Annotated in this window: 17 protein-coding genes; 11 read left to right on the top strand and 6 right to left on the bottom strand. The window is 72.3% G+C overall.

Features of this window, described 5'->3' with window-relative positions:
• Nucleotide 1 precedes the first annotated feature (1 nt).
• The 3 genes from FA582_RS17375 to FA582_RS16590 all read right to left on the bottom strand — a co-directional run bounded on the left by FA582_RS17375 (nt 2) and on the right by FA582_RS16590 (nt 4608).
• On the bottom strand, nt 2-1660 hold the full coding sequence (locus tag FA582_RS17375; protein ID WP_010148074.1) for a TPM domain-containing protein: 1659 nt from the start codon (nt 1658-1660) through the stop codon (nt 2-4).
• Between the two features lie 29 nt (nt 1661-1689).
• Nucleotides 1690-2406 carry a PspA/IM30 family protein gene (locus FA582_RS03080; RefSeq protein ID WP_010148073.1) on the bottom strand — a complete coding sequence of 239 codons (717 nt, stop codon included), beginning with the start codon at nt 2404-2406 and terminating at the stop codon, nt 1690-1692.
• A gap of 117 nt (nt 2407-2523) precedes the next feature.
• Nucleotides 2524-4608, bottom strand: a complete 2085-nt coding sequence (locus tag FA582_RS16590) for a TPM domain-containing protein (RefSeq protein WP_010148072.1) — start codon at nt 4606-4608, stop codon at nt 2524-2526.
• 134 nt (nt 4609-4742) lie between these two features.
• On the opposite strand from FA582_RS16590, the gene mfd reads away from it, so the two are divergent.
• The 3 genes from mfd (at nt 4743) to FA582_RS03100 (ending at nt 9183) form a co-directional block, all read left to right on the top strand.
• Nucleotides 4743-8453 carry a transcription-repair coupling factor gene (mfd, locus tag FA582_RS03090; RefSeq protein WP_010148071.1) on the top strand — a complete coding sequence of 1237 codons (3711 nt, stop codon included), beginning with the start codon at nt 4743-4745 and terminating at the stop codon, nt 8451-8453.
• Between the two features lie 102 nt (nt 8454-8555).
• A complete protein-coding gene (locus tag FA582_RS03095; RefSeq protein WP_010148070.1) occupies nt 8556-8786 on the top strand; it encodes a FitA-like ribbon-helix-helix domain-containing protein in 231 nt (76 codons plus the stop codon).
• Nucleotides 8773-9183, top strand: coding sequence for a type II toxin-antitoxin system VapC family toxin (locus FA582_RS03100; protein ID WP_010148069.1), 411 nt, complete (start codon nt 8773-8775; stop codon nt 9181-9183). The genes FA582_RS03095 and FA582_RS03100 overlap by 14 nt, the downstream gene beginning before the upstream one ends.
• A 480-nt stretch (nt 9184-9663) precedes the next feature.
• Here FA582_RS03100 and FA582_RS03110 read toward each other — a convergent pair whose 3' ends face one another.
• Both FA582_RS03110 and FA582_RS03115 read right to left on the bottom strand, forming a co-directional pair.
• A complete protein-coding gene (locus tag FA582_RS03110) occupies nt 9664-9897 on the bottom strand; it encodes a YlcI/YnfO family protein (RefSeq protein ID WP_010148067.1) in 234 nt (77 codons plus the stop codon).
• Nucleotides 9898-10007: 110 nt separating this feature from the next.
• A complete protein-coding gene (locus tag FA582_RS03115) occupies nt 10008-10463 on the bottom strand; it encodes a hypothetical protein (protein ID WP_010148066.1) in 456 nt (151 codons plus the stop codon).
• Nucleotides 10464-10690: 227 nt separating this feature from the next.
• On the opposite strand from FA582_RS03115, the gene FA582_RS03120 reads away from it, so the two are divergent.
• Complete coding sequence (locus FA582_RS03120) at nt 10691-11125, top strand: NUDIX hydrolase (RefSeq protein ID WP_010148065.1); 435 nt, start codon at nt 10691-10693, stop codon at nt 11123-11125.
• A 77-nt stretch (nt 11126-11202) separates the two neighbouring features.
• Here the strand turns inward: FA582_RS03120 and FA582_RS03125 are convergent, their stop codons facing one another.
• Complete coding sequence (locus tag FA582_RS03125; RefSeq protein WP_029541183.1) at nt 11203-11643, bottom strand: DUF6918 family protein; 441 nt, start codon at nt 11641-11643, stop codon at nt 11203-11205.
• A 55-nt stretch (nt 11644-11698) separates the two neighbouring features.
• On the opposite strand from FA582_RS03125, the gene FA582_RS03130 reads away from it, so the two are divergent.
• The 7 genes from FA582_RS03130 (at nt 11699) to FA582_RS03160 (ending at nt 18756) form a co-directional block, all read left to right on the top strand.
• Nucleotides 11699-12235 carry a hypothetical protein gene (locus tag FA582_RS03130; RefSeq protein ID WP_010148063.1) on the top strand — a complete coding sequence of 179 codons (537 nt, stop codon included), beginning with the start codon at nt 11699-11701 and terminating at the stop codon, nt 12233-12235.
• Entirely contained in the window at nt 12211-13230 is a 1020-nt protein-coding gene (locus tag FA582_RS03135) for a nucleoside triphosphate pyrophosphohydrolase (RefSeq protein WP_010148062.1), read from the top strand. Before FA582_RS03130 ends, FA582_RS03135 begins: the two co-directional genes overlap by 25 nt.
• A 113-nt stretch (nt 13231-13343) precedes the next feature.
• A complete protein-coding gene (gene eno, locus FA582_RS03140) occupies nt 13344-14624 on the top strand; it encodes a phosphopyruvate hydratase (RefSeq protein ID WP_010148061.1) in 1281 nt (426 codons plus the stop codon).
• Between the two features lie 225 nt (nt 14625-14849).
• Nucleotides 14850-15392, top strand: coding sequence for an FtsB family cell division protein (locus FA582_RS03145; protein WP_010148060.1), 543 nt, complete (start codon nt 14850-14852; stop codon nt 15390-15392).
• A gap of 24 nt (nt 15393-15416) precedes the next feature.
• Entirely contained in the window at nt 15417-16055 is a 639-nt protein-coding gene (locus tag FA582_RS03150) for a DUF501 domain-containing protein (protein ID WP_010148058.1), read from the top strand.
• Complete coding sequence (locus FA582_RS03155) at nt 16052-17020, top strand: Ppx/GppA phosphatase family protein (RefSeq protein ID WP_010148057.1); 969 nt, start codon at nt 16052-16054, stop codon at nt 17018-17020. Before FA582_RS03150 ends, FA582_RS03155 begins: the two co-directional genes overlap by 4 nt.
• A 575-nt stretch (nt 17021-17595) precedes the next feature.
• A complete protein-coding gene (locus tag FA582_RS03160) occupies nt 17596-18756 on the top strand; it encodes a M14 family zinc carboxypeptidase (protein ID WP_010148056.1) in 1161 nt (386 codons plus the stop codon).
• The last annotated feature ends 23 nt before the right edge of the window (nt 18757-18779 follow it).

The raw sequence follows: 18779 nt of genomic DNA on the forward strand, positions 1-18779 counted from the left end.
ATCAGAAGCGACCCCCGCCGCGGCTTCGCGAGGACCGGCCCCGCGAGGATCGCCGTCGTGCCGAGCGCCTCGCGGAGGACCGTCGGCGTGCCGAGCGCCGGCGCGCGGCGCGTGCCCCCTGAGAGCGGCCGCCGCTGCTGGAGGCGACGGCGGCCACCAGGCCCAGCACGGGTGCCATGACGGTCTGGAGCTGACCTGCCGCCGCCTGGATGGCCTCGGCGCGTGCCGGGGGGTCGTGCGGATGAGACTGCAGGGCCGAGGTCGCCCTCTCGATGGCGCGGTCCACACCGGCTGCGTCCACGGCAGCGACCTGCTCCAGGCCCAGGCGGGTACCTCGGTCGAGGTGGGTCTGGAGGCTGGCGCGGTGCCGTCGGGCCTCGTCCAGTGCCCGACGCAAGGAGGTCTCCTGGGGGCGGAGCTCCCGCAGGGCCGCCTCCAGCTCTGCCGCGGGGTGCTCTGCCCGGTCCAGCAGCGTCTGTGCGCTCTGGCGTGCCTGCTCACCGCTCAGCAGGCTGTGGGCGGCCTTCCCGAAGTGCTGCTGACCCACGAAGGCGAGCGACGCCGCGTGGTCCGACCGGGCCTGGCGCAGCGACTCCCTGGACTCCGTGAGGAGCTGGCTGACCCGTCCGCGCAACCACGCCTGGTCGAGCTCCGCCATCCGCGACTCGACCGCGTCGGCCCTCGCCACCTGGTCCTCGACGGTGACGGTGAGGTCGTCGAGCCGGGAGGTGTCCTGCTGCATCGAACGGGCGAGGTCCACGTGCTCCAAGGCGAGGGACAGCCTGCGGTGGGCGTCCTCGAGGGACTGCCGGGCCGAGTGCAGAGAGCTCTGCCACTGGCCGAGGGTCGCCTGAGCCGGGAGCCGGCCACTCTGTTGCCGGGGGACGGTGCCGAGTTCGAGGACACCGCGATCCAGTCTGGTGGCCGCCTCCGTCGCCGTGGTGCGCAGTCGCTCGGCCTCCGCGTCCCCCAGCTGCAGCTCGACGAAGGCCTGCTCCTGCTCGGCCCGGTCCGCGAGCTCACGGGTCCGACCCACGAGCTCGGCGACCCGGGCGCGCTCGGCGTCCACCTGCTCGGCGCGCGCCCGCCGGTCCCGTCGTCGCCGCGCGACCCTCGGACCGAGCACGGCTGCCCCGACACCGCCGAGGACGCCCAGGACCGCCGCCCAGATCCCGCCGAAGAGCCACCAGTTGAAGCCGGTGACGGCGTCCTGGAACCCCGTCGTCGCGGCGGTGGCGGCGGCGTCCCAGTCGGACTCGCGCAGGGCGGGCTCGATCTTCTCGACGGCCACCCTCTGGGTTTGCCCGTCACTGAGCTCGGTCTGCTCCACGTACCCGTAGCGGCGGTCCTGCACGGCGACAGCGACGAGGATGTCGCCGTCCTCCAGACCGGCCAGGTCGAAGGTCTGGTCCGCCCACTCCGGGCCAGGGAGTCCGTCGAAGCTGTCCACGAAGACCAGGTGAAGGTCGACCTGGTGCTCTGCGGACAGCGCGGAGATCTGGGCCTCCACGTCCGCGCTCGTCGACGACGACAGGACCCCGGCCTCGTCGACGAGCGGCGAGAGGTCGTCCAGCGGAGGGGTGGCCGAGGCCGACGCCGCCCCGAGCCCGAGGCTCAGGACGACGCCGGCGAGCGCCAGGGCAGGCTGCGGTCGCCTCACGGCGAACGTCCCCGGCAGGGCCCGGGCCGTCAGCCCTGGCTCTTGAGCTGCTGCAGCCGGGCCTCGATCTCGGCGTCGCCGTCCCCGGCCTCCAGCTCGGCGAACTGGTCCTCCAGGCTGGCCGACTGCGCCTCCGCGCGGCCGGCGACCATGGCCTCCTGCTTGCGGATGCTGTCCTCCCACCGGGACAGGTCGCTGCTGGGGTCCATGACGTCGATGGAGGACATGGCGTCCTGGACCTTCTCCTGCGCCTCGACCGAGCGGGCGCGGGCGACCAGCGTGCTGCGGCGGGACTTGAGGTCCTCCAGCTTGGTCTTCATCGTGACCAGCCCGGTCTTGAGCTGCTCGACGGTCTGGTTCTGCTGCGCGATCGTCGGCTCGGCGGTCTTGACGTCGTTCTCGTGCTGGATCTGACGGCCCAGCGCCACCCGCGCGAGGTTGTCAAACTTGAAGGCGCCGTCCGGGTCGCCCGCGCCCCGCATCTCCTCCGCCTTGGCCGAGGCGGCAGCAGCCTTGCGGCCCCACTCCGCCGCGGCCTCGCGGTCGGTCTGCAGGTCGGCCTCGGCCATCCGCACGTTGGCGATGGTCTGCGCCACGGCCTCCTCGGCCTCCGCGATGGAGTTGGTGTAGTCCCGGACCAGCTGGTCCAGCATCTTCTCCGGGTCCTCCGCGCGGTCCAGCAGCGCGTTGATGTTGGCGCGCGCGAGCTGGCTCACCCGGCCGAGGATCGTCTGCTTCTGGGTCATGTGTGCTGTCCTTTCTCCACCCGCGGTGATCCGCGGGTCCTGCTGGTCAGAGGTCGAGGGTATGACGTGCCCGCGCCGTTCGCGGTTGCGAGCGTCCCGGCCCGGGCCTGGGTCTGCTCAGAATCGGCCGCCCGAGAAGTTCCCCCCTCCGCCGCCGCCGAAGCCGCCTCCGCTGAAGCCGCCCCCGCCGCCGAAGCTCCCGCCGCCCCCGCCGAAGGAGCCTCCACCACCCCAGCCGCCGCTGTGGCGGTGCGAGCTGCCGGCGCCCGAGAGGATGCCGCCCAGCAGCACCGACCACGGGTCGATGCCGCGGGAGCCACGACCGGAGTAGGGGCCGCCGAGGCCGCCCGGGCCGCCCCACTGGTCGGCGTCCCGCTGGGCCTCGGTGAGCGCCTGCTCCCCGAGCTGCTCGGCGCGGGTCAGCAGGTCCATGGCCGCGGTCGGCGAGTCGGAGGCCTGGGCGACCGCCTCGTCGTAGAGCCGGAGGGCCTCGGAGATCCGGGTGCGGGCGCCGCTGCTCACCGCGCCGCGACGAGTGGCGATGGTCTGGTTGATGCTCTGCAGCCGGGCTCCGACCCGGCTCACCCGGGTGTCGAAGTCGCCGCGCATCTTGGCCGCGTGACGGTCGGACTCGCGCATCGGCTCCAGCAGGGCGTCGAGGTCGTGCTCGGCGGCGTCGAGCTCCGCGAGCGCCCGCAGCGGGTCGCCGCCCTCACGGCTGGCCTGGGCCTGCTCGATCGCGGCCCGGGCCCGCTGCACCGCCTGGGTGACCGTGGGCTCGCTGCCCGCCAGCCGCCGCGCGTCCTGCAGATCGGCGGACAACGAGGCGATGCCGCCCGCGATCGCCTCACCGGCCCCGCGCAGCTCGGCGTCGGCGGTCGAGATCTGGTCGAGCAGGGCGGCCGCCTGGCCGATGGACTCCTCCGCGGCACGCGCGGCGGCGACGGCGGAGGCGCGGTCGTCGCGCTCCAGCGACTGACGGCCCGCCGTGACGAATCCGTCGGCGGAGTCGAGCAGGTTGGTCGCCTGGTCGAGGTTGCCCCGCACCGTGGCCAGCGCGGAGGCCGGATGACGCGCCTCCAGGCCGCGCAGTTCCTGCCCTGCCGCCGGCAGCCGGTCGCGGGTCTCGCGGGCCCTGGTCGCGAGCTCGGCGAGGAACTGCGGCGCGCGGTCCTGCAACGAGCGCAGCCGCGCGAACTCCTGGGTCTGGGCGTCCAGCTCGGCCCGGGCGGTCCCGGTGAGCTCCAGGATCCGGCCGAGCATGCCGCGCTGGACGCTCTCCGGCTCCTCGGTGTCGTCGTCGAGCTGCTGGCGCAGGCTGAAGGCCTCCTTCGCCGCGGCCCGCGCTCGGGCCAGCGCCGCGGTGAACGCCTCGGTCCGCTGCGTGCCGAACTGCGCCTGCGCGAAGTCGAGCTCCTCACCGGCCGAGCGCACGGCGTTGTCCATGCCCACGAGTGCCTCGGCCGCCTCGCGGTGCAGCTCGGACAGGCTGCGGCCCTGGGCCTGCGGGGGGACCGGGGCGCCCGGGTCCGGCCGTCGCTTGCGCCGGCCCGCGGCCATGGCGACGCCGCCGACGACGAGGGGGGCGAAGAAGAGCAGGGGGAAGGCGCCGCCCAGCCCGCCGGAGGAGCTGGGATAGACCGACTCGTCGTCGGGCACGCTCACGCCCCCGCCCGAGGAGCCGCCGGCATACTCCCGGGCGAAGCCCTCGGTCGCGCCCTCGATGGCTCCCGCCCAGTCGTCCTGCGCCAGCCGCGGCTCGATGTCCTCCAGCTGCACGGTCTGGAGCTGGTCGTCCGACAGGCTCCCGCCGACGTCCCCGACGCCGTAGGCGCGTTGGTCCACCGCGACCGCCAGCAGCAGGTCGCCGGTGCCCATCGCGGACTCCTCGGAGGTGAGCTCGGCCCACTGCGGCCCGTCGACCGTCTCGCCGGAGGCGTCGGTGAAGGTGTCGACGTAGGCGACGAAGAGCTGAAGGCCGGTCTCCTCGCGCAACGCCTCGATCTGCTCGGCGGCCTCGGCCTCCTCCTCGTCGCTGAGCACGTCGGCCGGGTCGTAGACCGACTCCTCGAGATAGCTCGGCTCCTCCGCGGCGGCGCTCACCGCCAGCAGCGGGGTGACGGCGATCGCGGCGCCGACGGCCAGGATGCGGCTGGCCGCCCCCGCCCGCGCCGCCCTGGAGCGATGTGTCAACTGGCTCACGCTTCCTGATCCTGCCTGACGGCGCTGGTGGGCGCCACCCTGGGGTCGTCCGGGCTCGCGCGGGGCACGTCCGTCGGTCGCCGGATCTAGACTGGATCGTCGTTCTCCCCGACTCTCCCGTGAGGCCTTCCCGTATGCCGCTCCTCCCGCTCCTCGCCGCCCTGCGCACCCAGGCGGCGGTCGCCGCCGTGCTGGAGACCGCGGCCCGCGGCGAGGCCGCGCTCGAGGTGTCCGCAGCACCCGGTCTGCACCCGGCACTGCTGGCGCTGCTCGCCGCGGGGGAGGGCAGCGAGGGGGCCCGTGGGGACGCTGGTGATGCCGCGCCCGCGCCGCTGCTCGCCGTCACCGCCACGGGCCGGGAGGCCGACGACCTCGTCGGGATGCTCGGGGAGCTGCTGCCCGGCGGCGCCGACGACGTCGCGGGCTTCCCCAGCTGGGAGACCCTCCCGCACGAGCGGCTCAGCCCTCGCTCGGACACCGTCGGTCACCGACTGGCCACCCTGCGTCGGCTGGCCCACCCCGACCTGACCGGTCAGGACCCGGCGACCGGCCCGGTGCGGGTCGTGGTCGCGAGCGTCCGTGCCCTGCTCCAGCCCCTCGTCAAGGGCCTCGGTGACCTCGTCCCCGTGGCCCTGCGCGCCGGCGACGACCGGCCGCTCACCGAGGTGGTCGAGGCGCTGGCGGCGGCGGCCTACACCCGCGTCGACATGGTCGAGCGGCGCGGCGAGTTCGCCGTGCGCGGCGGGATCCTCGACGTCTTCCCGCCGACCGAGGAGCACCCGGTGCGGGTGGAGTTCTGGGGCGACACGGTCGAGGAGGTGCGGTGGTTCAAGGTCGCCGACCAGCGCAGCCTGGAGATCGCCGGGCACGGGCTCTACGCCCCGCCGTGCCGGGAGGTGCTGCTCACCGATGACGTGCGCGCCCGGGCGGCCGAGCTCGTCGACGTCCTGCCCGGTGCGGAGGACATGCTCGCCAAGATCGCCGAGGGCATCGCGGTGGAGGGTATGGAGTCGCTCGCCCCCGCGCTCGTCGACGGCATGGAGACGGTGGTCGACGTGCTCCCCACGACCTCCCGGGTCGTCGTGCTCGACCCGGAGCGGGTGCGGACCCGCGCGCACGACCTGGTCCGCACCAGCGAGGAGTTCATGCGGGCCGGGTGGGCCGCCGCGGCCGGGGGCGGCGCCGCGGTGCCGATCGACCTGCAGCAGGTGCTCGGCACCGCCTCCTCGTGGTCGTTGGCGGACATGCGCGGCCACACCCTGTCCTCCGGCCGGTCGTGGTGGTCGCTGTCGACCTTCGCCGCGGACGAGTCGCTGGAGGAGTTCGTCCGGCACGACACCCCGGATGGTGAGGCCCGCGAGGGACGCGAGGAGCCGGAGGGCGCTGCGGGTGCACCGGACGACGCACCCCCCACCCTCGACGTGCCCTCGAGCCCGGTCACGGCATACCGCAGCGACGTCGATGCCTTCGTCACTGACGCGCGCGGCTGGCTCGCCCAGGGGCGCCCGGTCGTCGTGGCGCTCGAGGGTCACGGCCTGGCGCGTCGCGTCGGGGAGGTGCTCAGCGAGCGCGAGGTCGCCCACCAGGTGGTCGACAGCCTGGCCGACCTCGGTGACGACCCGCTGCCGACCGACCGGCTGACGGTGACCACCGGCCGGGTGGGTCGCGGCTTCCTGCTCGACGACGTCGGGCTCGTCCTGCTCGGCGAGACCGACCTCACCGGCAGCCAGGCCACCGGGGGCAGCACCAAGGACATGCGACGCATGCCCTCGCGCCGGCGCCAGGGCGTCGACCCGCTGCAGCTGCGGCCGGGCGACTACGTCGTGCACGAGCAGCACGGGGTGGGCCGCTTCGTCGAGATGGCGCAGCGGCAGGTGCAGGGCGCCACCCGGGAGTACGTCGTGCTGGAGTACGCCCCGTCCAAGCGCAACCAGCCCGGCGACCGGCTCTACCTGCCGACCGACCAGCTGGACCAGCTGACGAAGTACGTCGGCGGCGAGGCGCCCACCCTGCACCGCCTCGGTGGCGCGGACTGGCAGAAGACCAAGTCGCGGGCGCGCAAGCACGTCAAGCAGATCGCCGCCGAGCTCATCCGGCTCTACTCCGCGCGCCAGGCGACCAAGGGGCACGCCTTCGGCCCCGACTCGCCGTGGCAGCGCGAGCTCGAGGACGCCTTCGCCTACGTCGAGACCCCGGACCAGCTCGTCTCGATCGAGGAGGTCAAGGCCGACATGGAGAAGACCGTGCCGATGGACCGCCTCATCAGCGGCGACGTCGGCTACGGCAAGACCGAGATCGCCGTGCGCTCGGCCTTCAAGGCGATCCAGGACGGCAAGCAGGTCGGGGTGCTCGTGCCCACGACCCTGCTCGTGCAGCAGCACTTCCAGACCTTCTCCGAGCGGTATGCGCAGTTCCCGGTCACGGTGAAGGCGTTGTCGCGCTTCCAGAGCGACAAGGAGGCCAAGGAGGTCATCGACGGGCTGGCGGACGGCTCGGTCGACCTCGTCATCGGCACCCACCGCATCCTCGGCTCCACCGTGCGCTTCAAGGACCTCGGGCTGGTCATCATCGACGAGGAGCAACGCTTCGGGGTCGAGCACAAGGAGCAGCTCAAGGCGCTGCGCACCAATGTCGACGTGCTCGCGATGTCGGCGACGCCCATCCCGCGCACCCTGGAGATGGCGATCACCGGCATCCGGGAGATGTCGACCCTGGCCACGCCTCCCGAGGAGCGGCACCCGGTGCTGACCTTCGTCGGCGGCTACGACGAGAAGCAGATCGCGGCGGCGATCCGGCGCGAGCTGCTGCGTGACGGGCAGGTCTTCTTCGTGCACAACAAGGTCAGCTCGATCGAGAAGATCGCCTCCCGGCTGCGGGACCTCGTGCCCGAGGCCCGCGTGGAGACCGCCCACGGGCAGATGGGTGAGCACCGTCTGGAGCAGGTGGTCCTCGACTTCTGGGAGCGGCGCTTTGACGTGCTGGTCTGCACGACGATCGTCGAGACCGGGCTGGACATCTCCAACGCCAACACCCTCGTCGTGGACCGGGCGGACACCTTCGGTCTCTCCCAGCTGCACCAGCTGAGGGGCCGGGTCGGTCGTGGCCGGGAGCGGGCCTACGCCTACTTCCTCTACCCGCCCGAGAAGCCGCTCACCGAGACGGCGGTGGACCGGCTCCAGACGATCGCCGCCAACACCGACCTCGGGGCCGGTATGGCGGTGGCGATGAAGGACCTGGAGATCCGCGGTGCCGGCAACCTGCTCGGCGGTGAGCAGTCCGGTCACATCGAGGGCGTCGGCTTCGACCTCTACGTCCGGCTCGTCGGCGAGGCCGTGGCGGCCTTCAAGGGTGAGGGCGAGGCCCCGCCCGCGGAGGTCAAGATCGAGCTGCCGGTCGATGCCCACCTACCGCACGACTACGTGCCGGGGGAGCGGCTGCGGCTGGAGGCATACCGCAAGCTCGCGCAGGTGGCCGACGAGGACTCCCTGGAACGGATCCGCGAGGAGCTGGTCGACCGCTACGGCGCGCCGCCCGCCCCGGTGCAGACGCTCCTGGAGGTCGCCCGGCTGCGCACCGTGGCGCGTGCCGCCGGCATCAGCGACATCGCGATCCAGGGCCAGATGATCCGCTTCGCCCCGGTGGAGAACCTCCGCGAGAGCCAGCAGCTAAGGCTCACCCGGGTCTACAAGGGCACGATCATCAAGCCCGCGCTGCGCCAGATCCTCGTGCCGGTGCCCAAAACCGCGCCGATCGGCGGCAAGCCGCTGCGCGACCAGGAGATCCTCGACTGGGCGAGCCAGCTCGTCCGCGGCATCCTGCTCGACGACTTCGCCGCCGCACGCTGACCTTCGCCGAGGCGGGGCCTCGGGCGGCGCTCGGCTGCTTCCAGCTCGACGCTGACCTACACAGGGGTTCCGTACGGCGGGATGTGGAGCCATAATGGAGCCATGCCCAACATCCAGATCAAGGGCGTGCCGGAAGAGACGCACGCCGTCCTGCGGCAGCGCGCGGCGCACGCCCACCAGTCACTCCAGGAGTACCTTCTCTCCCGTCTCATCAGTGAGGCCCAGCAGCCGACGCTGGAGGAGGTGCTCGACCGGGCCGCCAGACGGGACGGAGCCTCCCTGCCGTTGACGGACGCCGTGAGCACCCTGCGGTTCGAGCGTGCTCGTCGTTGATGCCAGCGTCCTCGCCGTCGCCCTTCTGGACGCCGGGCCGGACGGGGACCACCTTCGGGCACGGCTGCGCGGTGAGGACCTGGCAGCACCCAGCCTGGTCGACCTGGACGTCGTGTCGGTGTGGCGAGGCCTGGCCCGTGGTGGCCAGCTAGACGCCAGACGTGTCGCTGCTGCCCTCGACGACCTGCGCGCCCTGCCGTTGCAGCGGGTCGATCACCAGACACTCGTCGTCCGCTCCTGGGAGCTGCGGGAGGATCTCACGATCTACGACGCCTCCTACGTCGCCCTGGCTGAGGCGCTGCAGACAACCTTGCTCACGGGGGATCGGCGCATCGCTCGGGCCCCCGGCCCGAGATGCGCCATCGAGATCGCCAGGCCGCCCTCGCGCCCGCGCTGAGACATGCAGGCCTGGGGGTGGCTGGGTGGCCTCTGATGCACTGCCGCTGGCCTTCGCCGCAGAAACGTGACCCACCTCAGGTCGACATATCGCATCGTCGATGCACGGGACTTCTCTTCCTAGCCGCACGTGGATGCGGAGCATCCGACTCGGCCGACCGCGGCTACTCCAGCAAGGGAATGTCGAGGTCGTAGGCGAGCGCGAAGGCCCTGGCGAGACGACGCTCCTGCTCGGACGTGAGGAAACCCAACGTCCGTCCCCAGCAGGTCGACGGGGATGGTGAGGACGTTGTCCACCGAGACGGCACTGTCGTGGTCCAGCCCGTTGACCGGTCCGACCGGCACCTCGCTGGACAGTCCCTTGATGGTCGACGTGATGGGGGCCACGGTGACCTTCGTCATGACCGGGCGCAGCATCCCGGGTCAGGACGAGAACGGGGCGGGTCTTGTCCAGCCGCGCCAGACAGATCTCGCGCACAGATCAGTCGTCCAGCGTCGCGTGGGCCGCGGACCACGCGACGAGATCGTCGAGGTCATCGGCCGCGCCCGTGTCCTCGAGGGTCTGTGCGTCCTGCTCTGCAGCCTGCAGACGCATCTCGCGCTCCAGGGACGCAGCCACCAGTGCGGCACGACTGGGCGCCTTGCCGCTGGCGACGCTCCGGTCCAGGAAGCGGACCATCTCGTCTGGGAGCCGAACCGCGATCTGAGTGGTCATGCACCCAGCATACCGCTACGCATCCCGATATGGGATGCGACGGGGCGTGGTCAGGTGAAGCGCAGGAGGTGCAGGCCGGCCCCCGTGACGTGCGGGATGGTCTCGAGGATTCAAGGGTAGTGCGGGTCGCTGACGTGCCCGTCGAAGAACATCGGCTCCCCGGCGTCTGCGGTGCGACGCACGGCCGCACGCATCGCTGCGCGGACGTCCTCCAGTGCACTCGGCGCGTCGGGGTCGACCGCTTCGGTGACGACGCACACCGGGCCCTCCGGCTCGCGGAAGCTCAAGGCCACCGCCGTGGGTATGCCGTCGCGCAGGATGAGCACGCTCAGCTCGGGCGCCAGGTCCTCGGCCAGCATCGGCCCGAAGATCTCGCGTGCGGCGACCTCGTCCTCGAGCGGCGACCACCCCGCGTGGACCCAGGTGTAGACCCGGATCCAGAGATCGAGGATCTCCTGCGCGTCGAGCCCGTCGACCTCGCCGAGGGTGGCCCCAGCAGGCAGGCTCTCGTCCGCCCAGGCGGCATTGGTCGGCTCCGCGCCGTCCACCTCCGACGGCGGGCACACCTGGAAGACGGCATCCCCGCCGCGTCGCGGAGTGCCGTCGCGAGCTCGCGGGTCGCCTCGACCGGCACCTGCTCATCGACGCTCAGCCAACCGAAGGAGCGGCTGAGGGCGCCCGATGAAGGCCTGGGCCGCGTGCGTCCCGTCGGTGGCCGACCAGCGCGTGCCGGGTTCGGTCTCCGTGATCTCCATCCGGGCAGGCTACGTCGGGAGATCGCTACGGTGAACCCGTGGAGAAGGTACAGACGGACAAGGTGGTGTGCTACATCGTCTCGGCGGGCTGTCTCCTCGTCTTCACCCACCGTGATCTTCCCCTCGACGAGGTGGGCGTACAGGTGCCAGCCGGGAGTATCAGACCAGGAGAGGACCCCGCCGCCGCCGCACTCCGGGAAGCGTCCGAGGAGACGGGCCTCGGCGATCTCAGGGTGCTCCGAAAGCTTGGTGAGGCGGACTACGACATCACTCCCTATCGCCCGGTGGTCATGCACCGACACTTCTTCGAGCTCACCACGGACTGCCCTGTCGATGACCGGTGGCCCAGTCGGGAGCCCGACCCCGAGGGTGGAGGACGCGGTCCGGTGTTCGACTGCTACTGGATCCCGCTGGAGCAGGGGCACGTCCTGTCGGGCGGACTCGGCGCGCTTCTAGGGTGCGTCGTTCCCTGAGTTTTGCGGGGCTGCGTGATCGTCGTGACCGCCCCAGACTGCACGGGCCCGCCTGGGTCCGACAGCCAGGCCCGCCCTCAGTGGACGAAGGTCTCCAGGGTGGCGCCGAGCCGGGGGAGGGCCGCGACGACGTGCTCCTTCGCCTTGCCGCGGAAGGAGGCATACACCCGGCCCAGGGGGTTGCCCTCGACCCGGGCGGAGGCGGAGTCGGCGACCGCGAGGAGCTCGTCGGCGACCTGGCCCGAGCGCGCCGGGTCGGAGAGGTAGGTGCCGAAGGGGAGGTCGCCCTTGGCGTCGTAGTGCGGGTCGAGCGCGCGGGCCAGGCCGGGCAGGAGGCGGTCCACGCCCTTGCGCACGTTGCTCTCGCTGGCCCTCTTGGCCCCCGCGAAGGCGGTCTTGAGCATCGTGCCGGAGATGCCCTTCTTGGTGGAGACCTCGGCGTCGGCGAGGACGAGGAGGGCGTCGACGACCCGGGGTCGCGTCGCCGGGTCCAGGACTGCGGTGCTCAGGGTGCTCATGGAGCCGAGCATGCCACGACGGGAGCCTCGGGCGCGTCATGCGATGATGACCATCGTGAAGCGCGCACACTCCCTCCCTCTCGCAGCCTCGATCGCCGCGGTCGCACTGGCCGGGTGCAGCGGGGTCGGCATGACCGAGGGTGTCGTCATCGACGGCACCGGCTACAGCGTCGAGGAGGTGCAGGAGGCCAGCCAGCAGCTCAGCGTCGTGTCGCCCGAGCCGGTCGACACCGCGGGCGCCATCTATCAGGCCGGCCTCGCGCCGCTGCTCAGCGGCTGGTTCGAGGGCACGAGCTATGAGATCACCGACAGTGAGATCCGCAGCGAGCTGTCCGACGCCGGGCTCGAGGACGAGGCCGGGGACCTCACCGTCGAGGCCGTGAAGTTCCAGCGCTATGCCGCCCTCACCGGTGACCAGGCCGCGATGTCCAGCGAGGAACTCGCGCCCGTGCTCGCCGAGCTCCAGTCCCTGACCGAGGACGACATCGGCGCGCTGCCGGTCGAGGTCAACCCGCGCTTCGGCTCCTGGGGCCCGGCCGGTCAGGGCATCGTGCCCGAGGTGCCCGAGTGGATCGTCCAGCCCGAGAGCTGAGCCTGCTGCTGACCTCCCCCCGGGTGGCGCCGGGGCTCATGTCGGCGTCGGCCTGGGAGATCGTGCGCTCGGCCGATCACGTCCTGGCCGCCGATGCCGAGGCGCCGGTGCCGGGCGCCCTGCGCGCTGCCGGTGTCGAGGTGCGCCCCGGGCGCGCGGAAGCCACGCCGGGGGAGCGGGCCGAGGAGCTGCTGGGGCTGCCCGGTCGCGTCGTGTGGGTGGGCTCGCCCGACGGCGACCCGGGTCTCGCCGAGGCGCTCGCGGTGCAGCTCCCGGAGGAGGATCCGCCGACGCTGGAGCTGCTCGTCGGCTCCTGGGACACCCCCGGCGCCCGGTTGCTCGACGCCGTCGCCGTCATGGACCGGCTCCGCTCACCCGGTGGCTGCCCCTGGGACGCCGAGCAGACGCACGCCAGCCTCACGCCCTATCTCATCGAGGAGGCGCACGAGGCGGCCGAGGTGCTCGATGGGCTGGACGCCGCGACCGGCGCTCCGCGCGAGCACGCGATCGACGAGCTGGGCGACGTCCTGCTGCAGGTGCTCTTCCACGCCCGGGTCGGGGCCGAGCATGCCGACGAACCCTTCGACGTCGACGACGTCGCCGCCGGGCTCGTCGCCAAACTCGTCCGTCGCCACCCGCACGTCTTCGCCCGCGTCGAGGTCGACGGGGCGGCCGACGTCGCCCGCAACTGGGAGCAGATCAAGGCCGACGAGCGGGCCGCCTCGGGGGCGGGCGCCCGCGAGCACCCGCTCGACGGCATCCCGACTGGTATGCCGCCGCTCGCCCGCGCGGCGAAGGTCGCCTCCCGACTGGGTCGGGCCGGGCAGGGCGAACGGCTCGCTGAGCAGGTCGGTGCGTTGGAGTCCGACGGTGACGCCGGCGCACCGCTGCTGCGCGCCGTCCTCGAGCTGCGCGAGCGGGGCGTCGACCCGGATGCCGCGCTACGGCATACCCTCCGGGTGGTGGAGTCGGCGGCCCGCGACGAGGCCGACTGACCCGACGTCAGGGTGCGACCGGGCCGTGGGGACCGCGCGACGCTAGGCTGAGCGGCGACAGAGCCCGTCAGTGCTGCCGGACGACCCCGAGACGCCCCGTGAAAGGAGCGCACATGGCTGCCATCGACGCCATCATCGCCCGCGAGATCCTCGACTCCCGAGGCAACCCCACGGTGGAGGTGGAGGTGGGCCTGGACGACGGCACCGTCGCCCGCGCCGCCGTCCCCTCCGGCGCCTCGACCGGTGCCTTCGAGGCGGTCGAGCGCCGCGACGGTGACGCGAGCCGCTACCTCGGCAAGGGGGTGGAGAATGCTGTCGCCGCCGTGATGGACGACCTCGAGCCGCGCCTGCTGGGCTTCGACGCCTCCGAGCAGCGCCTCGTCGACAACGAGATGCTCGCCGCCGACGGCACCGACAACAAGGGTGAGATCGGCGCCAACGCCATCCTCGGCGTCTCGCTGGCCGTGGCCAAGGCCGCCGCCGACTCCGCCGGGCTGCCGCTCTTCCGCTACGTAGGCGGCCCCAACGCGCACGTCCTGCCGGTGCCGATGATGAACATCCTCAACGGTGGCTCGCACGCCGACTCCAACGTCGACATCCAGGAGTTCATGATCGCCCCGATCGGGGCACCGAGCTTCCGTGAGGCCCTGCGTTGGGGCACCGAGGTCTACCACGCGCTCAAGCGCGTGCTCAAGGACCGCGGCCTGTCCACCGGGCTGGGGGACGAGGGCGGCTTCGCGCCCAACCTCGAGTCCAACCGGGCCGCGCTCGACCTCATCATGGAGGCCATCACCAAGGCCGGCTACACCCCGGGCTCGGACATCGCGCTGGCACTCGACGTCGCCGCGAGCGAGTTCTTCGACAAGGGGAAGTACACCTTCGAGGGCAAGAAGCGCAAGGCCGCCGACATGGTGAAGTACTACGCCGAGCTCGTCGATGCCTACCCGCTGGTCTCCATCGAGGACCCGCTCAACGAGGACGACTGGGAGGGCTGGGTCCAGATGACCACCCAGCTCGGCACGAGGGTGCAGCTCGTCGGCGACGACCTCTTCGTCACCAACCCCGAGCGGCTGCAGCGGGGCATCAGCGACGGCGCGGCCAACGCGCTGCTCGTCAAGGTCAACCAGATCGGCTCGCTCACCGAGACCCTCGACGCCGTCGCGCTGGCGCAGAGCAACGGGTTCCGGTGCATGATGAGCCACCGCTCCGGCGAGACCGAGGACGTCACCATCGCCGACCTCGCCGTGGCCACCAACTGCGGCCAGATCAAGACCGGCGCACCCGCCCGCTCCGAGCGCGTCGCGAAGTACAACCAGCTGCTGCGCATCGAGGAGGAGCTCGACGACGCCGCGGTGTATGCCGGGGCCGGCGCCTTCCCGCGCTTCCGCGGCTGAGGCCCCACCTGGCCAGAGCTCTGGGGGCCTCCGCCCTCGGATGACACCCTGGTCACGGTCATCGGGCCAGGGCGCAGGAAGTGCTCTGCGCCCTGGCCCGATGACGTGCACAGGTTCGGCCCGGGCCGACGAGCCCCTCGGCGCGGCGTCCGGCGCGCCCGCGAGCGGTCGGCATACCCTGGCCTCACCCGTCACACCGACCCCACCTGATCGACAAGGAGCCCGATGAGCACGGCCCGTGGCCCGCGCGACCGGCGCACCTCCCGCGCCGGCAGCCGACCCACCGGCCCCGCGCGCCGCACCTCGGCCCGCCCGGGAGGCCGCTCGGCGACCGCGACCCCGGCGGTGGGGCAGCGGCCCACCCCCGTCCACGTGCGCCGGCTGCTGACCCTCGGCGTCCTGCTCGTCGTCATGGCCCTCGTCGTGGCGCCGGCGTTGTCGGGCTACCTGCGCCAGCGGGCCGACATCGGCGCGCTCCATCAGGAGATCGCCACCGAGAAGGAAGAGATCGCCGCGCTGGAGCAGGAGCTCGCGCGGTGGCGCGACGAGGATTACGTCGAGCAGCAGGCCCGCGAGCGGCTGCGTTTCGTCAAGGAGGGCGAGACCGCCTTCACGGTCATCGACGACACGGGAAGCGACTACACTGAGACGCTGCCAGGAATGGCCCCGGTGAGTGATGACGTGATTGCCGACAGCCCGTGGTACGGCCAGGTGTGGGAATCCGTGACGATCGCGAACGAGGGGCTCCCCGAGACCACGGAGCCGTGAGCCCACGGCTCCGCAGAGAAGGACATGAGCGAACTCGACCGCACCACGCTCGACGAGACTCCCACCGAGGAGGATCTCGAGGTCATCACCCGTCAGCTCGGCCGTGAGCCGCGCGGGGTCGTCTCGATCGTGCACCGCTGCCCCTGCGGCTGCCCCACGGTGATCCGCACCGAGCCGAGACTGCCGGACGGCACCCCCTTCCCCACGAGCTTCTACGCCACCTGCCCCAAGCTCACCGGCGCGATCTCGACGCTGGAGAGCGAGGGGCTGATGAAGGCGATGTCGAAGCGGCTGGCGGAGGACGAGGGTCTGCGCTGGGCCTATGCCCAGGCCCACGACGACTACCTGCGCCGCCGCGAGGAGCTGGCCCACGTGCCGGAGATCGCCGGCATCAGCGCAGGAGGTATGCCCAACCGGGTCAAGTGCCTGCACGTGCTCGTCGCGCACAGCCTGGCGGCCGGTCCGGGCGTCAACCCGCTGGGCGACGAAGCCATCGCCGCGCTGCCCGACTGGTGGGAGGGCGGCTGCTGCTCGGGCCTGTCCGCGGTCGACGACGAGCGCTGCGACTCCTGCCCCAAGCACCACCCGCTGCCCGAGCCCCCGGCCGCCGAGGGCGAGCAGACCGAGGACCCGGAGGACCGGGCGGGCGGGTCCGCGGCATGACGCGGGTCGGCGCCATCGACTGCGGCACCAACTCCATCCGGCTGCTCATCGCCGACCTCGTGCCGGGTGACGGCCCGGGCGGGGCACCGCTGCTGCGCGAGGTCACCCGCGAGATGCAGATCGTGCGCCTCGGCGAGGGCATCGACTCGACCGGCGCGATCAGCGAGGCCGCCATGTCCCGCACCCTCGCGGCCGCCGAGGGGTATGCCGCGCAGTGCCGGGAGGCGGGATGCGACCGGGTGCGCTTCGTCGCCACGTCGGCGTCGCGGGACGCCTCCAACGCGGCTGACTTCGTCGCCGGTGTGCAGGAGGCCTTCGGGTCCTTCGACGTCACCCCCGAGGTCGTGAGCGGCGAGGAGGAGGCGGCACTCTCCTTCGCCGGGGCCACCGGCCCGCTGCGGGACGCCGGTGCCCCGGGCCCCTACCTCGTCGTGGACATCGGCGGCGGGTCGACCGAGTTCGTGCTCGGTGACGCCACCAACACGACGGTGGTGGCCTCCCGGTCGGTCGACATCGGGTGCGTGCGGATGACCGAGCGCCACCTGCACGACGACCCGCCCACCGAGGACCAGGTGTGGGCGGCGCTGTCCGACATCGTCCGGGCCGTCGACGACGCCGCGAGCACCGTCGACCTCTCCGAGGTCGGCACCCTCGTCGGCCTCGCCGGGTCGGTCACCACGGTGACGGCGCACGCGCTCGGGCTGCCCGCCTACGAGCGCCATCGCATCCACGGCGCCGAGCTGCCCGTGGAGCAGGTGGTCGACGCCTGCACCGACCTGCTCCTGCGCCCCCGGAGCCGCCGCCGTGACCTGCCCTTCATGCACGAGGGGCGCGCCGACGTCATCGGCGCCGGCGCGCTCGTGTGGCGGACGGTCATCCAGCGGGTGGCGCACGACGCGGGCCTGCGCACCGTGCGAGCCTCGGAGTCGGACATCCTCGACGGCATCGCGCTCTCCCAGGCCTGAGGTCTGCTCGTCCACAGGATCTGTGGACGGCACGGTGGACGACCGGGGGACAACCTGTGCACCGCGACGCTGCGCCTGGGGAGGACACGCCGAGCACCACGGACACGCCGACGGATGTGCGCAGATCCCTTGCGCGCCCCCGTCGCGGGGCGTAGACATGGTCCTACGCCACCCGAGAGGGAGGCGGGATCCACGGCAACGACGTGGTCCACCCGAGGCTTCGGTCGCGGGATCTGGTGGCTCCGGCCACCACGTCCGACCCGGTGACGGGGTCGACGGGACCACCGCCGTTCCGCGGGTCGATCGGGACGTCACATCGCCCGGTCGCCGTGGGGCCAGGCCACCGCTCGTCGGCAGGCAGGCTTCACACCGGCTCCGGTCGGCGTCACTCCGGTGGCACCGGTCAGCCGCTGAGGGGCCCTTGACACTCATACTGTCGAGGGCCCCTCACCTGTGTGCCGGGTATGCCGGGGGCCAACCGGGTAAGGGTTCGGTCAAGTCTGCGGTAAGCGCTTGTCCCACCGGGCGGTAGCGGGTGTCGTGGGGGTACCCCCCCACTGTCGAAGGAGACACCTATGAGGAAGTCCACCCCTGCACTCACCGGCGCCGCGATGCTCGCCGTCGTCCTCGCCGGCGGACTGCCGCTCAGCGCGCAGGCCGTCCCGGAGACCTCGCACTGCGGCACCGAGCCCGGCAACAACAACGACGCCTTCGTCAACCACGCGCAGCTCACCCGGGCGGTGCAGCAGCTCGAGCGGACCAGCCAGGGGCGGGTGGACGTCGAGGTGGCGGGGCAGAGCAACCAGGGCCGCGACATCTACGTCGCGCGCGTGGGGGAGGGCGACACGGTCGTCTACGTGCAGACGCAGATCCACGGCAACGAGAACCACGGCACCGAGGCGCTGCTCAACCTGCTCGGCCAGATGGGCGGCAACACCCCGGAGGCTCAGGAGCTGCGCGAGAACATCACGCTCGTCGGCATCCCCCGCCTCAACGTCGACGGCGGCGAGAACGACACCCGCCAGAACGCCCAGTCCTGGGCCGAGGTCGTCGAGGCCTTCCCGCAGCTCGCCGGGGCCGAGCCGTCCTGGAACTACCGTGAGTCGGTGCCGGGCTTCGACGTCAACCGCGACTTCAACCCCGACCTGGACTACGTGCCGCAGCCGGAGGACTTCCCGGGCAACAGCGCCGACACGGGGTGGTACATCACGCCGGAGGCGCAGACCTCGCGCGACGTCTACCGCGGTCTGGAGCAGGAGTTCGGCACGGTCGACTACTTCGTCGACCTCCACAACCAGTGGTCCTGCTACAAGCAGGAGGGCACCGACAACATGTCGAGCCTGTCGATCTCGGGGCGCTTCATCGACGACCCCAGCGAGTTCGGTGACTGGCCGAAGTTCGACTACGACGCGTCCCGCCGCGCCAACGTCGCGGTCTACGACGCGCTGCAGGGCCAGGGCAACTCCGGCTTCGGTCACCTGACGCTCTACCCGCAGGACACCAACCTGCCGGGCACCGCGCTCGGGTCGTTCGCGCTGCGTGGCAGCGCCACGGTGCTCTTCGAGACCTCGAGCCAGACGCAGTACGACGGTCAGAAGCGCAACGGCTACCTCACCAAGCAGGTCGAGATCGGGCTCAAGGGTCTGCTGGTCGCCGTCGCCGACGACAGCATCGACTCCGTGGACGCCGAGGACTACGAGCAGATCCCGAACCGCGTCTACCTGCCCGCCGACTGACCCTCGGTCGCGGACCGGCCGGC

Source organism: Serinicoccus profundi, assembly GCF_008001015.1.
In the GTDB taxonomy this organism is placed as follows: Bacteria; Actinomycetota; Actinomycetes; order Actinomycetales; family Dermatophilaceae; genus Ornithinicoccus; species Ornithinicoccus profundi.